Annotated in this window: 15 protein-coding genes, 1 tRNA gene and 1 pseudogene; 9 read left to right on the forward strand and 8 right to left on the reverse strand. The window is 64.9% G+C overall.

Annotation, left to right across the window (positions count from 1 at the left end; all coding sequences use genetic code 11):
• Positions 1–13: 13 nt before the first annotated feature.
• Together AB8998_RS06545 and AB8998_RS06550 are read right to left on the reverse strand one after the other, a co-directional pair.
• A pseudogene (locus tag AB8998_RS06545) lies at positions 14–772 on the reverse strand (ISAzo13 family transposase); the annotation flags it as partial.
• 55 nt (positions 773–827) lie between these two features.
• Positions 828–2,063 (reverse strand): IS256 family transposase, encoded by a 1,236-nt coding sequence (locus AB8998_RS06550; RefSeq protein WP_369741377.1) that lies wholly within the window; start codon positions 2,061–2,063, stop codon positions 828–830.
• A gap of 117 nt (positions 2,064–2,180) precedes the next feature.
• On the opposite strand from AB8998_RS06550, the gene AB8998_RS06555 reads away from it, so the two are divergent.
• The gene (locus tag AB8998_RS06555; protein ID WP_369737142.1) at positions 2,181–2,636 is read left to right on the forward strand and encodes a transposase; all 456 of its coding nucleotides are present in this window, start codon (positions 2,181–2,183) and stop codon (positions 2,634–2,636) included.
• Between the two features lie 118 nt (positions 2,637–2,754).
• On the opposite strand, the gene AB8998_RS06560 is transcribed toward AB8998_RS06555, so the two are convergent.
• From AB8998_RS06560 to AB8998_RS06570, 3 genes are all read right to left on the reverse strand, one after another.
• Positions 2,755–2,830, reverse strand: a tRNA-Arg gene (locus tag AB8998_RS06560).
• Positions 2,831–3,036: 206 nt separating this feature from the next.
• The gene (locus tag AB8998_RS06565; protein WP_235653591.1) at positions 3,037–4,458 is read right to left on the reverse strand and encodes a hypothetical protein; all 1,422 of its coding nucleotides are present in this window, start codon (positions 4,456–4,458) and stop codon (positions 3,037–3,039) included.
• Positions 4,455–5,405, reverse strand: a complete 951-nt coding sequence (locus AB8998_RS06570) for an integrase (protein WP_235653590.1) — start codon at positions 5,403–5,405, stop codon at positions 4,455–4,457. Before AB8998_RS06570 ends, AB8998_RS06565 begins: the two co-directional genes overlap by 4 nt.
• A 131-nt stretch (positions 5,406–5,536) precedes the next feature.
• On the opposite strand from AB8998_RS06570, the gene AB8998_RS06575 reads away from it, so the two are divergent.
• From AB8998_RS06575 to AB8998_RS06595, 5 genes are all read left to right on the forward strand, one after another.
• Entirely contained in the window at positions 5,537–5,893 is a 357-nt protein-coding gene (locus AB8998_RS06575; RefSeq protein ID WP_154677567.1) for a helix-turn-helix domain-containing protein, read from the forward strand.
• Between the two features lie 143 nt (positions 5,894–6,036).
• A complete protein-coding gene (locus AB8998_RS06580; RefSeq protein ID WP_369737143.1) occupies positions 6,037–6,642 on the forward strand; it encodes a hypothetical protein in 606 nt (201 codons plus the stop codon).
• Positions 6,643–6,688: 46 nt separating this feature from the next.
• Positions 6,689–7,225, forward strand: a complete 537-nt coding sequence (locus AB8998_RS06585) for a DUF6932 family protein (protein ID WP_369737144.1) — start codon at positions 6,689–6,691, stop codon at positions 7,223–7,225.
• Positions 7,212–8,192 (forward strand): hypothetical protein, encoded by a 981-nt coding sequence (locus AB8998_RS06590; protein WP_067970585.1) that lies wholly within the window; start codon positions 7,212–7,214, stop codon positions 8,190–8,192. The genes AB8998_RS06585 and AB8998_RS06590 overlap by 14 nt, the downstream gene beginning before the upstream one ends.
• 138 nt (positions 8,193–8,330) lie before the next feature.
• Positions 8,331–9,581: an IS256 family transposase gene (locus AB8998_RS06595; RefSeq protein WP_369741449.1), complete on the forward strand. Its 1,251-nt coding sequence runs from the start codon at positions 8,331–8,333 to the stop codon at positions 9,579–9,581.
• A 146-nt stretch (positions 9,582–9,727) separates the two neighbouring features.
• On the opposite strand, the gene AB8998_RS06600 is transcribed toward AB8998_RS06595, so the two are convergent.
• The gene (locus AB8998_RS06600; protein WP_369737145.1) at positions 9,728–12,826 is read right to left on the reverse strand and encodes an MMPL/RND family transporter; all 3,099 of its coding nucleotides are present in this window, start codon (positions 12,824–12,826) and stop codon (positions 9,728–9,730) included.
• 240 nt (positions 12,827–13,066) lie between these two features.
• Between AB8998_RS06600 and AB8998_RS06605 the strand changes: the two genes are divergently transcribed.
• The 3 genes from AB8998_RS06605 (at position 13,067) to AB8998_RS06615 (ending at position 16,603) form a co-directional block, all read left to right on the forward strand.
• Entirely contained in the window at positions 13,067–13,657 is a 591-nt protein-coding gene (locus AB8998_RS06605) for a TetR/AcrR family transcriptional regulator (RefSeq protein ID WP_067971106.1), read from the forward strand.
• A gap of 135 nt (positions 13,658–13,792) precedes the next feature.
• The gene (locus AB8998_RS06610; protein WP_067971104.1) at positions 13,793–15,250 is read left to right on the forward strand and encodes a cytochrome P450; all 1,458 of its coding nucleotides are present in this window, start codon (positions 13,793–13,795) and stop codon (positions 15,248–15,250) included.
• Positions 15,251–15,460: 210 nt separating this feature from the next.
• Positions 15,461–16,603, forward strand: coding sequence for an acyl-CoA dehydrogenase family protein (locus AB8998_RS06615; RefSeq protein ID WP_208863226.1), 1,143 nt, complete (start codon positions 15,461–15,463; stop codon positions 16,601–16,603).
• A 290-nt stretch (positions 16,604–16,893) separates the two neighbouring features.
• Here the strand turns inward: AB8998_RS06615 and AB8998_RS06620 are convergent, their stop codons facing one another.
• Complete coding sequence (locus tag AB8998_RS06620; RefSeq protein ID WP_369741449.1) at positions 16,894–18,144, reverse strand: IS256 family transposase; 1,251 nt, start codon at positions 18,142–18,144, stop codon at positions 16,894–16,896.
• Between the two features lie 180 nt (positions 18,145–18,324).
• Positions 18,325–18,684, reverse strand: a complete 360-nt coding sequence (locus tag AB8998_RS06625; RefSeq protein ID WP_369737146.1) for a transposase — start codon at positions 18,682–18,684, stop codon at positions 18,325–18,327.
• Positions 18,685–18,771: the final 87 nt, after the last annotated feature.

Consider the following 18,771-nt stretch of genomic DNA (forward strand, 5'->3'; position numbering starts at 1 on the left):
GCGACAAAATAATCTAGGTGGTGTTCGGGCGTGTCGGGTGCACGGTGTAGTTCCACTCGCCGTGGAAGTCGTGGCGTGTGATCGGTAGGGCGTCAACGTTTTTGGCGGTGTAGTTGATGCCGGTGGGGTACTGTTCGGTGTCGAGGACGCAGTGCACGGTCAGTCCGGTGGTTGTGGTGGTGTTGCTGATCAGGTCGACGATCATGCGGTGGCTGCGCAGCGGGCGTCCGCGCCAGTTCATGGTGATCTGGGAGAACAGCCGGTGTTCGATCTTGTTCCACTTGCTGGTGCCCGGGGGGAGGTGGCAGACGGTGATGGCCAGCCCGGTCTCGGCGGCCAGCTTGGCCAGTTCGATTTTCCAGGCGCGCAGCCGGTAGCCGTTGGAGCCGCCGCCGTCGGCGCAGATCAACAGCTTCTGCGCGTGTGGGTAGCGGCGTCGGCCGATGCTGTCCCACCACGAGCGCAGGGTCGCCACGGCGAACGCGGCGGTGTCGTGGTCGGTGCCCACCGTCACCCAGCCGGTGTTGGTGGCCACGTCGTAGACGCCGTACGGGATCGCCTTGCCGAGCTCTTTGTCCATGAAGTCGTGCACGTTGGTCGGCACCGGCGAGCCCTTGGGCTGGTACTCACGGCCACCGTTGCTGAACTCACCGACCAGCTCTTTCTTTTTCGTGTCCACCGAGATCACCGGCTGACCAGCGGCGATATGCTCACCGACGCACCGGTTGAGGTAGCCGAATTGGGCGTCGCGATCCTCGTGCTGACGGCCCTCGGAGCCTGTCACGATTTCTGTGTAAGTCAGAGGTGATTTGACTACGAGTTGTATTCTAGCACAATGGGATTCGCCCAGGGAATAGTCTGGCGAGTGTGTTGAGCGCCACAGTCCAGTTGTGCGTTCCAGTACCCGAATAGCCTCCTCTCTCGCTGGAGATGTTGCGCAGCCCGAGGTACAGCAACTTCATCGCGGCGTCCTTGTCCGTGAAATGACCACGGTTCTTGGTGATCTTGCGCAACTGGAAGTTGATCGACTCGATCGCATTGGTGGTGTAGACGATCTTGCGCAACTCCACCGGATAGTCCAGGAACGGAACGAATTCCCCCCAGGCGTTGTGCCACACGTCAATTGCACCCGGATATTGGGCGCCGAATTGCTGGTCGAACTCCTTGAGTGCGAGTTCGGCTCCATCGACGGTCGGCGCACTGTAGATCGCCCGCATCGCGGTGGCGACCTTCTTGCGGTCCTTATAAGACACGAAGCGCATCGCATTCCTAATGACGTGCACGACGCAGGTCTGCACCACGGTATCGGGATAGATCGAGCGGATCGCATCAGGCAGACCGGTCAGCCCGTCGCAGCAGGCGATGAGGATGTCGCGCACCCCGCGGTTGCGCAGGTCGATGACGACCTTCTGCCAGAACTTCGCCCCCTCGGAGTCCTGGATCCAGCAGCCCAAGGCGTGTTTGCGGCCCTCCAGATCCACGCCAATGGCCAAATAGGCGACCTTGGTGGTGATGACCCCGTTGTCGCCGATCCGCAGCCGCAGCCCATCGATGTAGAGGATCGGGTAGACCTCATCGAGCGGGCGGGCCTGCCAGGCCTTGATCTCATCGACCACCACCTCGGTGATATTGGAGATCAACTCCCGCGACACCGACGCCCCATAGACCTCCTGCAGGTGGGCTTCGATATCGCGGGTGGTCATTCCCCGTGAATACAGCGACAACACCACCGAATTGATGTTGTTGAGCCGGCGGGTCTTCTTCGGCACAATCGCCGGCTCAAACGAGCCGTTGCGATCACGCGGCGCATCGATCTGCACCGGGCCGTTGACGGTGGTCACCGTTTTCGGCGTGGTGCCGTTGCGCGAATTTCCCGATCCGCGTCCGGCCGGATCGCCGGCCTCATAGCCCAGATGGTGGGTTAGCTCCGCATTCAGCGCCCGCTCCAGCACGGCCTTAGTCAGCTGGTTCAGCAAACCGTCCGCGCCGTCGATCGGGGTCCCGGTCTTCACCGCATCCTTAATCAACGAGTCCAGCGTCTCTTCGGTGAACATCTCGGCCAGCCGCCGCGCCGCGGTCGTCTCCTCAGCCGGCATCTGCATGGTCTTGGTCACAAAACACTCCTTCTGTCCGCCCAACGGCGGTCCGATGATGGACCACCCCGGACTTACACAGATGGAATGACACGCCCCCGCGCCGGGATCACCGATCGGCACGCCATGTGGGCGACCCGCAAGAACCCGGCTGACCTGTCCTGCGAGCAGCGCACCAGCCTCGCTAAGATCGCCGACACCAACCGCACCCTCTACCGGGCGTATCTGCTCAAAGAGCAACTACGCGAGGTGTTTCGGGTCAAGGGCACCCACGGGCGGCAGCTGCTGGCCGGCTGGCTGTCGTGGGCGTCGCACTCACGCATCCCCGAGTTCGCCGCGCTGGCCCGCAGCATCCGCCGCTACCGCGACCTCATCTGGAACACGCTCGATCACGGCCTGTCCAACGCCCGATCCGAAGCCACCAACACCCACCTGCGGGCATTAACCAAACGCGCCTACGGATTCCACAGCCCAGACGCACTCATCGCCATGGCCATGCTCACCCGAGGCGGCCTTTGCCCAGCACTACCCGGACGGAAATGACCCACTACAACGTCAGTAGATCCTTAGCTGAAAGCTCGGGCGGTTTTCTTTAAGGTCACGCCGGGGGCACGGCGCGTCGTCCATTATCGGGAAAACCACTATCTAACTGCAGAAATAGTGGTGCCCCCGGCAGGATTCGAACCTGCGACACCGGCTTTAGGAGAGCCGTGCTCTATCCCCTGAGCTACGAGGGCGCGGGACGTCCTTGAATACCTGACTAAAACCCTGGCGGGGCGCGATTTCAGCGGCTTCTTGGACATCCTGGTGCCGTGGTCGGCGTCGTGACGGTGGGCGTCGTGTTGTCGAGTCCGGCGGGTGTGAGTGTATCGGGCATGACAAAGGCCACGCGACGCGTGGGCGTCCGTGGGCAGCTTGGGGTCGCTCGTCGTGGTGGCCGGCGTTAGGCTGCTCGCTCGTCTGGGTGTCGTCGTCGGTGCAGGTAGGCCGCTATTGCGTTGCGGCCCAGGCCGAATCCGAGCATGACGGTCAGTTGGCGAACAGCCGAGTAGGCGATCATGCGCCCGCCGTAGAGGGTGCGGTCGAGAGTGTTATTGAGACTTTCGGAGTCTTCGCGCCACCCGTAGCAGCGGTCGTAGACGCTGTCGCCGTCCTCGGTTTTGACGTGCTGGCGCAGGTGCTCTGCCCGATTGTAGCCACGCTTGCGGTCGTCGTCGGTGGTGTCAATGCGCTCTCGCTGCACGGTGCCGCACGTGGGAGTCGCGAACTCGATGTACCACCGGTGATTTCCGTCGGCGTTGCGGCGCGAGTAGATCTTGGCGGTTGGGCAGGGTTGCAGGTGCGTGTCGCCGGTGTCGAGGATCTGGCGTTGGCAGATGCGCCCGTCTTGAGTCCATAGGTTGTGAACCTCGCCGCAGGCACAGTCGAGGCGGGCCAGTGCGGTGGGTTTTCGGGTGCCGTCGTGGATGGGTGAGAGCACGGTCAGGCCGTGTTTCATGGCGTGGTCGATGTGTTTGCCGCGGAAGGCGCCGTCGTAGCAGACGCCGTCGCAGCGGACGTCGGAGTCGGCGATGACGCGGTCGATCATGTCGACGGCGATGCGGGCTTCGCCGCCGTAGCCTTTGCCCGCCGGCACGGCGTCGACATCGAGGATGACGCGGTTGTTGCGGATGGCGTTGGGGCGGGTGGCGAGCATGGTGAACTTGGTGCCGTAGCGGAACTCCCTGTCGTTTTCGCCGTTTTGCACTTCGATGCCGGCGTGGACGCGGCGTCCACCCTCTTCGGCCCACCGGTCGGCGGTGGCCTTACGGACGGGCGCGGCCACCACGGTGCCATCGCCGACGACGTATTGTCCCCGGGCGGGATTGGTGTGCGAGACAGGGGCGGTGTGGGCCAGGCAGCCGAGTTCGGTGGCCAGCCGGCGGGCGAGCGGCCGAAACGCGGTGAGCAGCTCGTTGGCGTGGTCGTCGAGCAACCGTTGGGCGTAGTTGTGGTGCCATCGCTGCGGTGGGCGGCGCTGCGCGGTGGGGGCTCCGTGTTTGGCGGCGTGCTGGCGGATCGAGCGCCAGTAGGCGGGGTGGGCCATGGCGCGGGCGGCCTTGCTGTGTGAGCCGAGCACCCCGGTCAATGCTTTGTGCAGCACGTGCACCCACGGTGGGTAGTGCGGGCGCCGGCCGGGAGTTCCGGGCTCGTGGACGGGCAGGATCGCAGCCAGGTGGTAAATGACCTCGTGTGAGGCGACGGCTTCGATGGTGTCGATTTCGAGCAGCGTGAGATCGGTCGGGGTTTCGAGCTTGCCCAGCCGGCGCTGCTCGATGCGCTGGGCCCCATAGGCCGGCGTCGGCGTGGCGGTGTCGCGCTTCATGGTGCGCCGCCGGGGTCGTGCCAGGCGTAGCCGATGAGGGCGGCGGTGGTGTCCAGCGAGGGCGAGCCGATAAGGCGGGCGGCGTCCTCGATGCGGCCGGTGCGCTCGAACTCGCGGCGCGCGGCGTAGGCGGTCAGCGATGCGGGTCGTACCCCGCTGTCGTCGGATAGTCCCGCGCGGGTGAGGATGTCGCGCACGGTCACGCACACTCGGGCCTGTTTGTGGGCGTCGCTGCCGTGGGCGCCGGTGCACAGCACCGGTGGGTGGCCGCCGCGAGGAAGCGGTTCGGTGAGGTGGGCGGCGCGTTCGACGAGCACCCGCACCGACCAGGTGTCCAGGGGCAGCAGCCGGGCCCGGTGCTTGGCTGATCCGTGCGCCCACACGGTGGCGGCGCGGTGGTCGAGGTCGGCGGCGCTGATGTGACCGAGTTCGCCGGTGTGCGCCCCCGCAAGCAGCAGTGCGGCGGTGGCGGCGTGGCGGGTTGGGGTGGCGTGTTCGGAGAACAGCCGCACCAGCGCGGCTTCGTCATCGGTGAGTGGGCGCCGGGCCGAGGACCGACGTGCTGGGACGTCGATGTCGGTGGTGGGGTCGTCGAGGGTTAGCCGCAGCCGGCGGGCGGTGCGGTAGAACGCGCGCAGCGCGGCGCGGCGGTTGTGCATGGTCGCGACCGCCGCAGCCGACACGGTCCCGTGTCGGGTGCGGCCTTTGGCGGCAACAAATGTCGCGACCAACACTCGATCGACGCCGGCCAGGGTAGTGACGTCATGCGCGGCGGCGAACCGGGCGAAACGGCGGGCGAGCAAGCCGAACTTGTCGAGCGTCTGCACCGACAGCGCGCCGTCGGCGATCCACGCCCCGGTCACTGCCGCCACCGCCGCGCTCAAGCTGCCCTCAGCCATGGCCGGCCCCCACCCCAGCGGCAACAGCAACTGCTGCCCGGCGCTCACCACGGGTCCGCGCCGTTGGTGAAACGTTGGCCATGCCGCCTCCATCCATAATGGTGCATGTATGCACCATTCGAGCAGGGGGGTCCGACAGCCTGCCTGAATGCGGCGGGGCTGCGGGATAGGGTGGGCTGGTGGCGCGCAGCAACGGCGATAAGCCGCCGGTGGCTTACGTGGCCAGAGGCCTCTGGCCTAACGCCGCCATGACACCTGATGCCCCGCCGTCGGCGTCGGCCGCGCAGCATCTGGCCCGCGCGCTGGGGGCGGCGATGGCCGAGACCGCTACCGGTCAGCGGGCACTGGCTGTGGTCAGCGGGGTGGCACACACCACCATCGGGCGGATCCTGGCCGGCACCGTGCTGTGCGACATCGGCTCGCTGGCTCGCCTGGAACACGCCCTGGGCCGGCGGCTGTGGCCCGAACACCCAGACGCCGCCACCCACCGCCGCCTCGGCGGGAAACCGCACGCTCACCATCGCGATGCCGTCTGACACATGAGGCAGATTACAGAATCGTTATTCGGTTGGGGTGTTACCGCGACCGCGTGTTGCGCTTGACTCGTGTTCCACGCGCCGCAACAATGGGTTTCGGGCGCACGCGCGCGTCAGGGTAGCGAGGGAGTGGGTGTAACGCTATGGCAAAGACCAGCAAGTCGCTGATCGACCTGATCGAGATCGCCGCCACACGGCACGGCGGGGCATCCGGACGCCGCCTGGCCGAGCTGGCGCAGCGCGCCGGCCACGATATCTCGCACGCCACGCTGAATCGCCTGCGGCAGGGCACCTACGCCACCCGCCCGTCAGACGCATCGATCCGGGCGATCGCCTTCCTGGCCGACGTGTCGGAGAACGTCGCGTTCGCGGCGGCGGGGGTGAGCGCCCCGGCTGCTGCGGTGTATCAGGCTCCGGCCGAAGCGCAGCGGATGACGACCCGGCAGCGTAAGGCGGTCGACGAGCTGATCCGCGCGTTCGCCGCCGACGACAAACCGGCACCCGCCGCGGGGCTCGACTTTGGCCGGCTGCTGGCCGCGCGAGAGCGCCTCACTACCGCGTTGACCGCCGGGGGTGAGCACGTCGCGGCCGCCGGGCTGGTCGAGGCGGCGCAAGAGGCGGTGGCCGGCATCGACGAGGTGATCGACGCGTTGTTCGCCGCGGCCAGCGACCAGGACCCAGCCGATGATGAATCGCTTTCGGGTTTCACGGGATTGAGCACAGATCACCCCGCCCGCGCGGTCGGGTAGAGCCAACAGGCCGTCCGGCAGGAGGGGCAATGGTGTGATTCCGGAGTTGGATCCATCCGGTGGGCTACTGCCACCCGGTCGCTACCGGGCAAGCCGGGCCGAGGTCTACCAGCGATTCGTCAACGGGCGCGGCGAGCACCGGCAGCACCTATGGCGGGACTGGGAGTCGGCGACAAGCCTGCTTTGTCGCCACGTGCACGTCAACGCCTGCTGGCTCTACGGACGGTTCCTGTCCGAGGAGCCCGAACCCGAGGTCGTGTCGTGTGTGTATTGGGCCGAGGACCTGGAGTTGTCCAAAGCCCACCTGGACCCGGCCAGCGCCAACATCCTGCGGGCGTTCGCGCAGCGCGCTACGCTGCGTCGCGTTGTCGGAGTGCGGGTGGATACTTCGGTCGTCGCCTGGCACTGCCAACCCGACACCGAGATTGAGGACCGCTACCTGCCCCAATACTTGGAGCGACGAGGCCGGGTCGATGATTACCTGCAGCGAATGCGTTCTGGCCCAACGGGTTCGCCGCCCGTACGCGAGGACGCGCTGCCGCGCTGCGGATATGTGGAGGTGATCGTCGATGACTACCAGTGAGGATGACCTCGACCGGATGCAGGCGGCGATCCTGGCGGCGATGACCGACGACGACACACCAGCCTGGAGTACTCCTGATGACTTATCCCGCATCAGCGTCGAGGCCCTGATCGCCGACGATAGCCTCGGGCGAACCCTGCCCTCGCGTGGCAACATCCGCCTCAGCGGCGACGGCGTGACCGGGGCCTCGGCGCGGGTCTCCGAAGTCGCCCGCGTGATGGCCGGATTTCAACGCCTGGCCACCGCGGTCGGGGCAGCCCAACAAGGCGATAAAGCGCTGGGACGCCAACCCAACGCCGACGTGCGCCGGCGCACCGACCTGCTGCTCAGAGCCTCACCCGGGCCTGGATCGATCATCTTGACCCTCACCCCGGCGACCTCACCGATCACCGAAACCGGCCACGCCGGCGGCAAAGTCGGCATGTTCGCCGAACTGGAAACCGACGATCAGTTGCTCGACACCGCAATCGGTGCGGCCATCGATGTGTTCAGCGCCGGCAACGACATCGGGCCCAGCCCAGCGCAATCCCGGTTCGTCCAACAGCTCGCCGAGATGGGACCACGTACCGCCTCGGCCCTACGCGACCTGTCCAAAACACTGGACCGCGCCGGATTCGACGTCGAAATCGACTGGCAGCAACCATCCCGCGCCACCCGCCGCGTCACCGTGTCGGCAACGGCCGCCGCCTACATCGCCGCCACCGTCGAAAACGCCAACCTCGACGAACAACCCGTGCAAATCATCGGCGAATACCTCACCGTCAGCGCGGTCTCGTCCTGGCTCATTCAGCAAGACGACGGAGAGACCGTGACGGTCAAACTCGGCCGCATCGGCAAGGACCAAGCGCGCGGCCTGGCAGTCGGTGATCGCGTCCGCATCCACGCACTCATGAAAATCGAAACAACCCCCGGCGGCGCCGTCAAAACCACCTACACCGCCCACGCCGTCTACCGGCTCAACGACTAAAACTAAAACTGAGCTTCACAGGCGGCTTTCGACTCGGGGTCTGTAAGTTAAACGGTGTAACTCCTGAGGAAGAAGGAGAGCACTGTGACTGATGTGATTATCGGTGACACCGTCGTTGAGTCGGCCGACGAGGAGGCCGTGGTGCGGCTGGACGACCTGGACCAGCAACTGGTCGGGCAGTTGGTGGATCGGGCCCGCTCGCAGGGGCTGCAGCTGACCGGCGAGGGCGGGCTGCTGGCCCAGCTGACCAAGACGATCATCGAGTCCGCAGCCGAGGGCGAGCTCGATGAGCATCTCGGCTACGCCAAACATGACCCGGCCGGCCGTGACGGCGGCAACTCCCGCAACGGCAGCCGCCCCAAGACCGTGCTCACCGACATCGGGCCGGTCGAGGTCGAGATGCCGCGGGACCGCGAGGGCACGTTCGAGCCGCAGATCGTGCGCAAGCGCCAGCGCCGGCTGTCCGGGATTGAGTCGCTGGTGATCTCGTTGTCGGCCAAGGGATTGACCCATGGCGAGATCTGCGCGCACCTGGCCGAGGTGTACGGCGCGCAGGTGTCCAAGCAGACCATCTCCACGATCACCGACCGGGTGATCGAGGGCATGAGCGAGTGGCAGAACCGGCCGCTGGATGCGGTGTATCCGGTGGTGTTCATCGACGCGATCAACGTCAAGATCCGTGAGGGCAACGTGGCCAACCGGCCGATCTACACCGCGCTGGGTGTCACCGTGGATGGCACCCGCGACGTGCTGGGGCTGTGGGCCGGTGAGCACGGCGACGGGGAGGGGTCCAAGTATTGGCTGCGGGTCTTGTCGGAGATCAAGAACAGAGGGGTCCAAGACGTCTGCATCGTGGTGTGCGACGGTCTGAAGGGGCTGCCCGACGCCATCGCCAACGTGTGGCCGGCCGCGATCACCCAGACCTGCGTTATTCACTTGCTGCGCAACAGTTTCCGCTACACCTCGAAGAGGGACTGGGCCGCGATCGCCAAAGACCTCAAGCTGGTCTACACCGCGGCCAGTGAGTCCGCGGCGCTGGACGCGTTCGCCGCGTTCGCCGAGAAATGGGAACAGCGCTACCCGGCGATCATCAAACTGTGGGAGAACGCGTGGGCCGAGTTCGTGCCGTTCCTGGCCTTCGACAAGGAAATCCGCGGCGTGATCTGCACGACCAACAGCGTCGAAAGCCTCAATTCGCGCATCCGCAGGGCGGTCAACGCGCGTGGACACTTCCCGACCGAGCAGGCCGCGCTCAAATGCGTCTACCTGGCGATCATGAGCCTCGACCCCACCGGCAAAGGCCGACAACGCTGGATGAACCGATGGAAGGCACCCCTCAACGCCTTCGAGATCGCCTTCCCCGGACGACTGACCCAAGGCCGAAAGTAACACTACGACAACCAGTTACACCGTTAACTTGACAGTCTCTCGACTCGTCCCTCGTGGCCGCAGGCACCCCTTCGACCGTTTGCGGCTGCGGCAGATGCCGACGTTGTTGGGGGGCGTTATCCGACGGGCCGGCGCTGCGATGCAGTTCACCGCGGGCGGTGGCCGGGCGGGTGCGGGTGCGGGGGTGTGGTCGAGGTCGGTGTGTTGGGCCACCAGCTGGCTTGGCGTAGGAGTGTGGCGATGGCGGGGACGGTGAGGGTGCGCACGAGGAAGGTGTCGAGCAGCAGTCCGCAGCCGATGATGAATCCGGCTTGGACCATGATGGCCACCGAGCCGACCATCAGGCCAAACATGCTGGCGGCGAAGATGAGTCCCGCTGAGGTGATGACCGAGCCGGTGTTGGCAACGGTACGTAGTACGCCGACGCGGATATTGCGTCCTGATTCTTCACGCAGCCGCGACACGAGAAGCATGTTGTAGTCGGCGCCGACCGCGACCAGGATGATGAATGCCACCAGGGGCACCGGCCAGGCGATGGGATAGCCCAGCCCCCATTGGAATAGAAGCACGCCGATGCCCAGTGCGGCGAGGTAGTTGAGCACCACGGTGCCCAGCAGGTAGAGCGGGGCCAGCACAGCGCGCAGCAGCAGTACCAGGATGAGCCCGACGATGAGCAGGGTAGCGATGGCCAGTTGGGCGAAGTCGGCGCGCAGCAGGCGTTGGATGTCGGAGTTGACGGCGGGAAAGCCGGCGACTGACACGGTGGCGTGGGCTAACGCGGTGTTGGGCCGGCCGGCGTTGGCGATGTCGGTGATCTGGTGGGCAAGGTGGATTGCTTCGGCGCTGTAGGGGTCGAAATTGGATTCGATGGCAAAGCGCGCGGCTTTACCGTCGGGGGAGACAAATTGCTTTGCCACGTCGGCGAATTGGCGGTTTTCGAAGACATCGGCGGGTAGGTAGAAGCCGCTGGAGGAATCTGAGCGGGCGCTGGCCCGGGCTGAGTTTTGCAGTTGGATGGCGATCTGGCTCATCCCGGAAAGCATGTCGATGTTGCTGTCGGCCAGGGTGTGCACGCCGGTCGCCAGCGCTTGGGCGCCCGAGGCAAGCTGGCCGACGCCGTCCTGGAGGCGCCGTATGTTGCCGGCAAGGTCGGCGGGGTCCCCGAGGGTTCCGAAGGCTTTGTCCAGTGCGCCGACGGCTGACTGGACGTTGATGAGGGTGCCGGTGACGGTGGCATTGGTGGCGGGGTTGTAGCGGTCGCCGAGATCGGCGACCTCGGTGAAGAACCCATTGTCACGCAGGCTCACCAGAATCTGGACTTGGTCACGGATCTGGGTGCACTGCGTTGTGGTGGCACACCACGGGGAGCTGTTGAGGGCACCGGCGAGGGGGTCGAGGACGGCGATGGCGTTTTGAGCTTGGTCGGCCATAGGCCGCAGCCCGGGGCCGGATTGGATGGCTTGATCGACGGCGGGGGCGGTGGCCGAAAGCTGTTGCAGCAAAGGCCGCAACTGCTGGGCCGGGGTGCCGGCAGACTGGGCCTGGGTGAGTATTCCGGTTAGCGGAGTCAGGGCGGTGCGCAGGGTGGTGTCGAGTTGGGCCAGGCCCTCCGCGAGTTGGCCGGCGCCGTTGGTGAGTTTGGTGAGGTCGTCTTTTCGGGTGTTGCCGTCGGCGACGGCGCGGGCCATCTTGTCGCCGATCTGAGCGTTTTGCCATGAAAGTTGGGCTTGCTCGAGGCGGGTTCCGGTGGGGCGGGTGACTCCGGATACTTTGGTGACGCCGGGGATTTGCGCGATGCGGGAGGCCATTTCGTCGAGGTCGGCCAGCCCCTTTCCAGTGCGCATGTCGGTCGGGTTTTCCACGAGCAGGAATTCGGTGACGATGCTGTCTTTGCGGAAGTGGCGGTCCAGCAGGCGGTAGCCCTGGTTGCTGGCGGTGCCGGCCGGCTGGCCTTTGCGGTCGTCGTAGCTGATCTTCATGGTCGCCGCGACCGCGGTCAGGGCCAGCAGGATGACCAGGCTGGTGATCAACAGCGGTACCGGCCGGCGGACCACCGCGACTGCAACGCTGTTCCAGTAGCGCCGGGTGCGGTCAGATTTGGGTTCGCCGATGCCTCTTTTGGCGGCCAGCGCCAGCACCGGCGGCAGCAGCGTGATGGTGGCTGCGAACCCGACCAGTACGGCGACCGCGCAGGCCGGACCGAGGGCGGCGAACACGCTCAGGTGGGCGAACACCATGGTCAAGAAGGCGAACGCCACGGTGGCCGCCGAGGCCATGATCACCCGGCCGATGCTGGCGGTGGCGGCGATGACGGCTTGATCGGCGGGAACCTGGGCGCGGCGCTGCTCGTGGTATCGGCTGATCAGAAACACCGTGTAGTCGGTGCCCGCGCCGAGCAGGATTGCGGTCATAAACGCCACAGTGAACTGGGAGACAGGCATGCCGATTTCGCCGAGCGCGGACAGTACACCGCGCCCAACGGCCAGGCTTATCCCGATCACCAGCAGCGGCAGCAGGGCGGTGAACACCGACCGGTAGACGATCAGCAAGATCAACGCGATCAGCCCGGCCGTTGCGATCGAGATCAGCAGTAGATCGTGCTCGGCAGAGGAGATCATGTCACTGAACGTCGTCGGCGGACCCGTCACATACGCGGTGGTCGACGAGCCCGCGAACACCTCTGCGACGAGGGCGCGCACCGCCTGCACCGATGCGGCCGCGGTGGGATCGCCCCACGTGCCGGCCACACCCACCGGCAGGTACCACGCCTTGCCGTCGCGGCTGACCGCCTGAGACGCGGTGACCGGATCGGCCAGCAAGTCTTTCACCAGCAAGATATGGCCGGTGTCGGCGCGCAGCCGCGCCAGCAGCTGGTCGTAGCGCTGCCGCGCCGAAGGCGTCAACCCCGCGGGGTCTTCCATCGCAACGAACACCACCGTCTTGGAACCCTGTTCACCGAAGGCCGCGCTCATCCGGTCCACTGTTTGCAACGACGGAACGTCTCGCGGGAGAAGGTTCACCGATTGCTCACGCACCACCGTCTCCAGCTGGGGAAACAGCATCGCCAGCAGCACGGCCGTACCCAGCCACGCCCCGATCGCCAGCGCTTTGTGCCGAACGGTGAACCCGGCCAGGGCCGCTAACCGCCTGCTGTATTCGCGTGGCCTCGCCACATCGGCAGGCGGTGCGGGACGCGACAAAAGCGCAGGCCCCGCACCCGAGCCCGTTGAAGGAGCGTCGGTCATGTATTCCCCCGTAGCGAGACTATCGGTATCGCTACGCTACTAGAAGTAGCGCAGCATGCAAGGTGGAGACGCCGTGAGCGGTCGCGAGGCCACGATCCACCCATCCGGGAGGGCTGATGTGCAGTCCAGAAATGCTGCCGGCCGGTTGATCCATAGAGCGAAGTGCCTGGCTAGACGGCCTCGCGGTTTATCCTACCGACCATGCCCAGCGAATCTATGCGAATGTCGTTTCGCCGGCACATGCGCGAACAAGTGTTGGACGCTGCGCGGGCCCTGACGATCGAGAAGGGCTGGGAGCGAGTACGGGTGAGTGAAGTCGCCGAGCTGGTGGGTGTCTCTCGTCCGACGCTGTACAAGGAGTTCACCGACAAGAAAGGACTCGGCGACGCGCTGATCGTCCGCGAAGGCGAGCAATTCTTGGATGGCGTTCGCGCGGTGCTCGAAGAGCATGCCCGCGACGCCGGTGCAGGCATCATGGCCGCCGTCCGCTACACCCTGGACGAGGCGGAGTCCAGCCCGTTGCTGAAAGCGGTACTGACCTCCAACCGGGGGACCGACGCCGGGCCCGGGTCGCCCGACACCGGGGTATTGCCGCTGCTGCCGACATCGGCGTCGCTGCTCGAGTTGTCCTCGGCAACGATGATCAAGTGGTTCATCGGCCATTTCCCGGGGCTCGACGCCCAGGATGTACGGGATGTCGTCGACGCCTTGGTCCGGCTGACCGTCAGCCACCTGGTATTGCCCACTGACGACGCCGCAGCCACAGCGGGGCGTATTTCGCAGGTCGCGTTGCGGTATCTGCGACTGGACTACCCATCTGTGACAGATTGAGCCGAACTGTCTGAAGCTTGACATTTAACCGATCCCTGTAAATGATTCGGGGTATCACCGGTTAGGCGCAGTCACGCGAGAACTGCCAGCGGTCGATGGCGATCTGTGTGTTCAGAGGAGTGCGAAGGAATGCTCATGACTGGGTTGTTGCACGCTCCGGTCGATAAGGCCCGCGAGCGCTTGTCGTCGGTGATTTTGGTTCCGGCCCCCCGCCGCGTCGAGGACGGCTGGCGCGAGCTGAGCCGGCGGTGGCCGGTGCGCGATTTGGCGGCTCCACCGGCTGGCAGCGGTCTCAAGCCGGTTCCTGGTGACCCTGGGCTGCCTTTCGTTGGGCACACCTTGGACTACATCCGCTTTGGTTGCGAACTCGGCCGCGAACGCTATGCCCGGCTTGGGCCTGTGACCTGGATGGGAGCTTTCGGCACCAAGATGGTGGTTATCGCCGGACCGGAGGCCACCCAGCAAGCATTGACCAGCAACGCCAAGGCGTTCTCGCAAGACGGCTGGAGCTTCCTCATCGATGCGTTTTTTCATCGCGGACTGATGTTGATGAGCTTCGATGAACACCGGATGCACCGGCGCATCATGCAAGAGGCGTTCACCCGGCCCCGGCTGGCCGGATACGTCAAACAGGTCGCCCCGTGCGTGCGCGCCACCGTTCCGGCCTGGCCGACCGGGCCATCGACTCGCCTGTATCGCCTGCTGAAGAACCTGACACTCGACGTCGCCACCGATGTGTTCATGGGCGGCCGCGGCAAGGATGAAAGCGAGGCGGTCAACCGGGCTTTCATCGCGACCGTCCGCGCTGCTAGCGCCATCGTCCGCGCGCCGCTGCCCGGCACCCGGTATCGGGCCGGGATCCGTGGTCGACGGGTCCTGGAAAACTATTTCACCCGTCACCTGCCCCAGGCTCGCTCCGGAGGCAGCGACGACTTGTTCACCGCGCTGTGTCAGGCCCGCACAGAAGACGGCGAACAGTTCACCGACGCCGACGTCATCAACCACATGATCTTTTTGATGATGGCTGCCCACGACACCTCGACCATCACCACCACCGCCGTCGCCTACTACCTGGCTAAACATCCCGATTGGCAGGACCGGGTGCGCGCCCAATCCGACGTCTTCGGCGACAAGGTTCTCGATATCGACGATTTGGAGGGCTTGACCGACCTCGACCTCGTCATCAAGGAGTCGCTGCGCCTTCTCGCCCCGGTGCCTCTGGTGATGCGCAAGACCGTCGAAGACACCGCTATTGCCGGCTACTACATCCCGGCCGGCACCCTGGTGGCCATCACTCCGGCGGTCAACCACTTCGTCACCGACGTCTGGACCGAGCCCGACCGCTTCGATCCCCTGCGCTTCGACTCACAGCGGCGCGAGGACAACGCGCACCGTTTCGCCTGGATCCCCTTCGGCGGAGGCGCCCACAAATGCATCGGGATGCATTTCGGCATGCTCGAAGTCAAGGCCATCCTGCACCAAATGCTGCGCACCTACACCTGGAGTGTGCGGCCCGACTACACCGCCAGGTGGGACAACACCTCGCTGCCCATCCCCGTCGACGGCCTTCCCGTCGACTTGCGCAGGCGATGAGCACGCAGGTGACAGTTCCACGCCCGCACTGTCTCTTGGCGGGCCGATATTGTCCCTAGCTCATTTCGACACGATTCTTCCCGGGCTGGCGTCGGCGCGAAATCCGCTGCGGTACAGGCAAACGTAGCCGCACAGCCGCCAGGCGATTCTGACGCCGAACTGATTTTTGACAGCGAATCTCGACAGGCTCGACAGCAGAAAGGCTTCTTGATGAACCTCAACTCGCCCTGGCGCACTTCAGAACTCGACGCAGTCCGCGAGCTGGCTGCCAAGTTCTGCGCCACTGAACTCGCACCTCACCGGGAGCGGTTCGCTCAACAGCACCACGTTGACCGGGCGTTGTGGCAGCGCGCCGGAGATCTCGGCCTGCTGTGTATGTCGATACCGGTCGAATACGGCGGTGGCGGCGGAACTTTCGCCCACGAAGCAGTATTACTCGAAGAGCAAGCCCGCATCGCTGACAGCTCGTGGGGCGCGGGCCTGCACAGCGGCATCGTCGCGCACTACGTCCTTCAGTATGCCCAAGAAGAATTAAAGCAGCGCTGGCTGCCTAAAATGGCTTCCGGCGAACTTATCGGTGCGATCGCGATGACCGAGCCCGGCACCGGCTCCGATCTGCAGAATATCACCACGCGAGCAGTAGCGGAGGGCGACGACTATGTGATCAGTGGCTCCAAAACTTTTATCACCAACGGTCAACAAGCTGACCTCGTAATCGTCGTCGCCAAAACTGATCCAAATCACGGAGCCAGCGGCATCTCGTTGATCGTCGTGGAGGCCGACCGGCCCGGGTTCCGCCGCGGGCACGTCTTGAACAAGATCGGCCAGCACGGCCAAGACACCTCCGAACTGTTTTTCGACGCGGTGCGCGTGCCCAAGTCCCACCTGCTCGGCGAAACCGAAGGTCAGGGTTTCATCCAGCTGATGACTCAGCTGCCACAGGAGCGGTTGATCGTCGCAGTCGGTGCCGTCGCCGCCATGGAGACGGCGTTGCAGCACACCTTGCGTTACACCCACGAACGAGAAGCGTTCGGCCGCAATCTGTTCAGCTTTCAGAATACCAAGTTCACGTTGGCTGAAGCCGCCACCGAAACCCGCATCGCGCGTGTCTTCCTCGACCACTGCATCTGTTTGCATCTCCACGGCAAGCTCGATGTGCAAACCGTAGCGATGGCGAAGTGGTGGACGACAGAACACGCGATGACCGTCATCGATAACTGCTTGCAGCTGCATGGCGGCTACGGATACATGAACGACTACCCGATTTCTCGTCTCTGGGTCGACCAGAGAGTCCAGAAAATCTACGCCGGAACTAACGAAATCATGAAAGAGATCATCGCGCGATCCCTGTAGCCTGAACTACCTTGCGTCCCCGCAAATCGCCATGCCGACTACCCTCTCAGCGACCACCGCGTCGCGCTGAGAAGGTCATGACCCGAAGTGGCGGTACCCGCGCTCACGTCACGAGATTTCCTCAACGCTTGGGGCGGATGATCGCTGACCTACACCGGCCCAGACTTCACCCATCGGCTGACGGCTCGCAACTGAACGTGCCGCTTGCACAGTCTATTTCGACTCGGAAAGCCTCCCCCGCGGCACGAGGTGAGACTGTCAAGTTAACGGTGTAACTGGTTGTCGTAGTGTTACTTTCGGCCTTGGGTCAGTCGTCCGGGGAAGGCGATCTCGAAGGCGTTGAGGGGTGCCTTCCATCGGTTCATCCAGCGTTGTCGGCCTTTGCCGGTGGGGTCGAGGCTCATGATCGCCAGGTAGACGCATTTGAGCGCGGCCTGCTCGGTCGGGAAGTGTCCACGCGCGTTGACCGCCCTGCGGATGCGCGAATTGAGGCTTTCGACGCTGTTGGTCGTGCAGATCACGCCGCGGATTTCCTTGTCGAAGGCCAGGAACGGCACGAACTCGGCCCACGCGTTCTCCCACAGTTTGATGATCGCCGGGTAGCGCTGTTCCCATTTCTCGGCGAACGCGGCGAACGCGTCCAGCGCCGCGGACTCACTGGCCGCGGTGTAGACCAGCTTGAGGTCTTTGGCGATCGCGGCCCAGTCCCTCTTCGAGGTGTAGCGGAAACTGTTGCGCAGCAAGTGAATAACGCAGGTCTGGGTGATCGCGGCCGGCCACACGTTGGCGATGGCGTCGGGCAGCCCCTTCAGACCGTCGCACACCACGATGCAGACGTCTTGGACCCCTCTGTTCTTGATCTCCGACAAGACCCGCAGCCAATACTTGGACCCCTCCCCGTCGCCGTGCTCACCGGCCCACAGCCCCAGCACGTCGCGGGTGCCATCCACGGTGACACCCAGCGCGGTGTAGATCGGCCGGTTGGCCACGTTGCCCTCACGGATCTTGACGTTGATCGCGTCGATGAACACCACCGGATACACCGCATCCAGCGGCCGGTTCTGCCACTCGCTCATGCCCTCGATCACCCGGTCGGTGATCGTGGAGATGGTCTGCTTGGACACCTGCGCGCCGTACACCTCGGCCAGGTGCGCGCAGATCTCGCCATGGGTCAATCCCTTGGCCGACAACGAGATCACCAGCGACTCAATCCCGGACAGCCGGCGCTGGCGCTTGCGCACGATCTGCGGCTCGAACGTGCCCTCGCGGTCCCGCGGCATCTCGACCTCGACCGGCCCGATGTCGGTGAGCACGGTCTTGGGGCGGCTGCCGTTGCGGGAGTTGCCGCCGTCACGGCCGGCCGGGTCATGTTTGGCGTAGCCGAGATGCTCATCGAGCTCGCCCTCGGCTGCGGACTCGATGATCGTCTTGGTCAGCTGGGCCAGCAGCCCGCCCTCGCCGGTCAGCTGCAGCCCCTGCGAGCGGGCCCGATCCACCAACTGCCCGACCAGTTGCTGGTCCAGGTCGTCCAGCCGCACCACGGCCTCCTCGTCGGCCGACTCAACGACGGTGTCACCGATAATCACATCAGTCACAGTGCTCTCCTTCTTCCTCAGGAGTTACACCGTTTAACTTACAGACCCCACGAGGTGCCTCACCTAAAAGTGAGCGCGAAGCGGTCGCTGGTGCCTCACACATAGTGAGCGCGTAGGAGGCCTGCACTACCTCGCCTTGGCCAATCGGTTGATTGACGGTTGTAATGCTTGCAGGTCGATGTGGCGGGCGGCGGCCAGGGCCTCGGTCTTGGCTTTGGCCAGGTCCAGCAGCTGCATCTGGATGGTGTTGATCTGGCGGGTCAGATCGGCCGGGTTGGTGCCTTCGATGCGGGTTGCAACGTTCGAAAGCTGTTGCGCATCAAGGACGCCCGATGCCCGCAGACGCTGCCACGGGGTGGCCGGCTTATCGTAGACGCGCTTACGGCGACCGGCCGCGGTGGTGGTGTAGCCGACGGCCTTTCTGGTCGGGGTGAAGAAATTCAGGCGCAGCGACACCAGCTCCCATAACCGGTTGAGCAGCTGCAACTCGCCGGGGGTGTCGTAGCGCCAGTAGAAGGCGTGCTTGTCAGTTACGTGGAATCTGGCTGCAGTGAGGATCAGCTCACTGCGGTA

Origin of the sequence: Mycobacterium sp. HUMS_12744610 (assembly GCF_041206865.1) — a bacterium.
Classification (GTDB): domain Bacteria; phylum Actinomycetota; class Actinomycetes; order Mycobacteriales; family Mycobacteriaceae; genus Mycobacterium; species Mycobacterium servetii.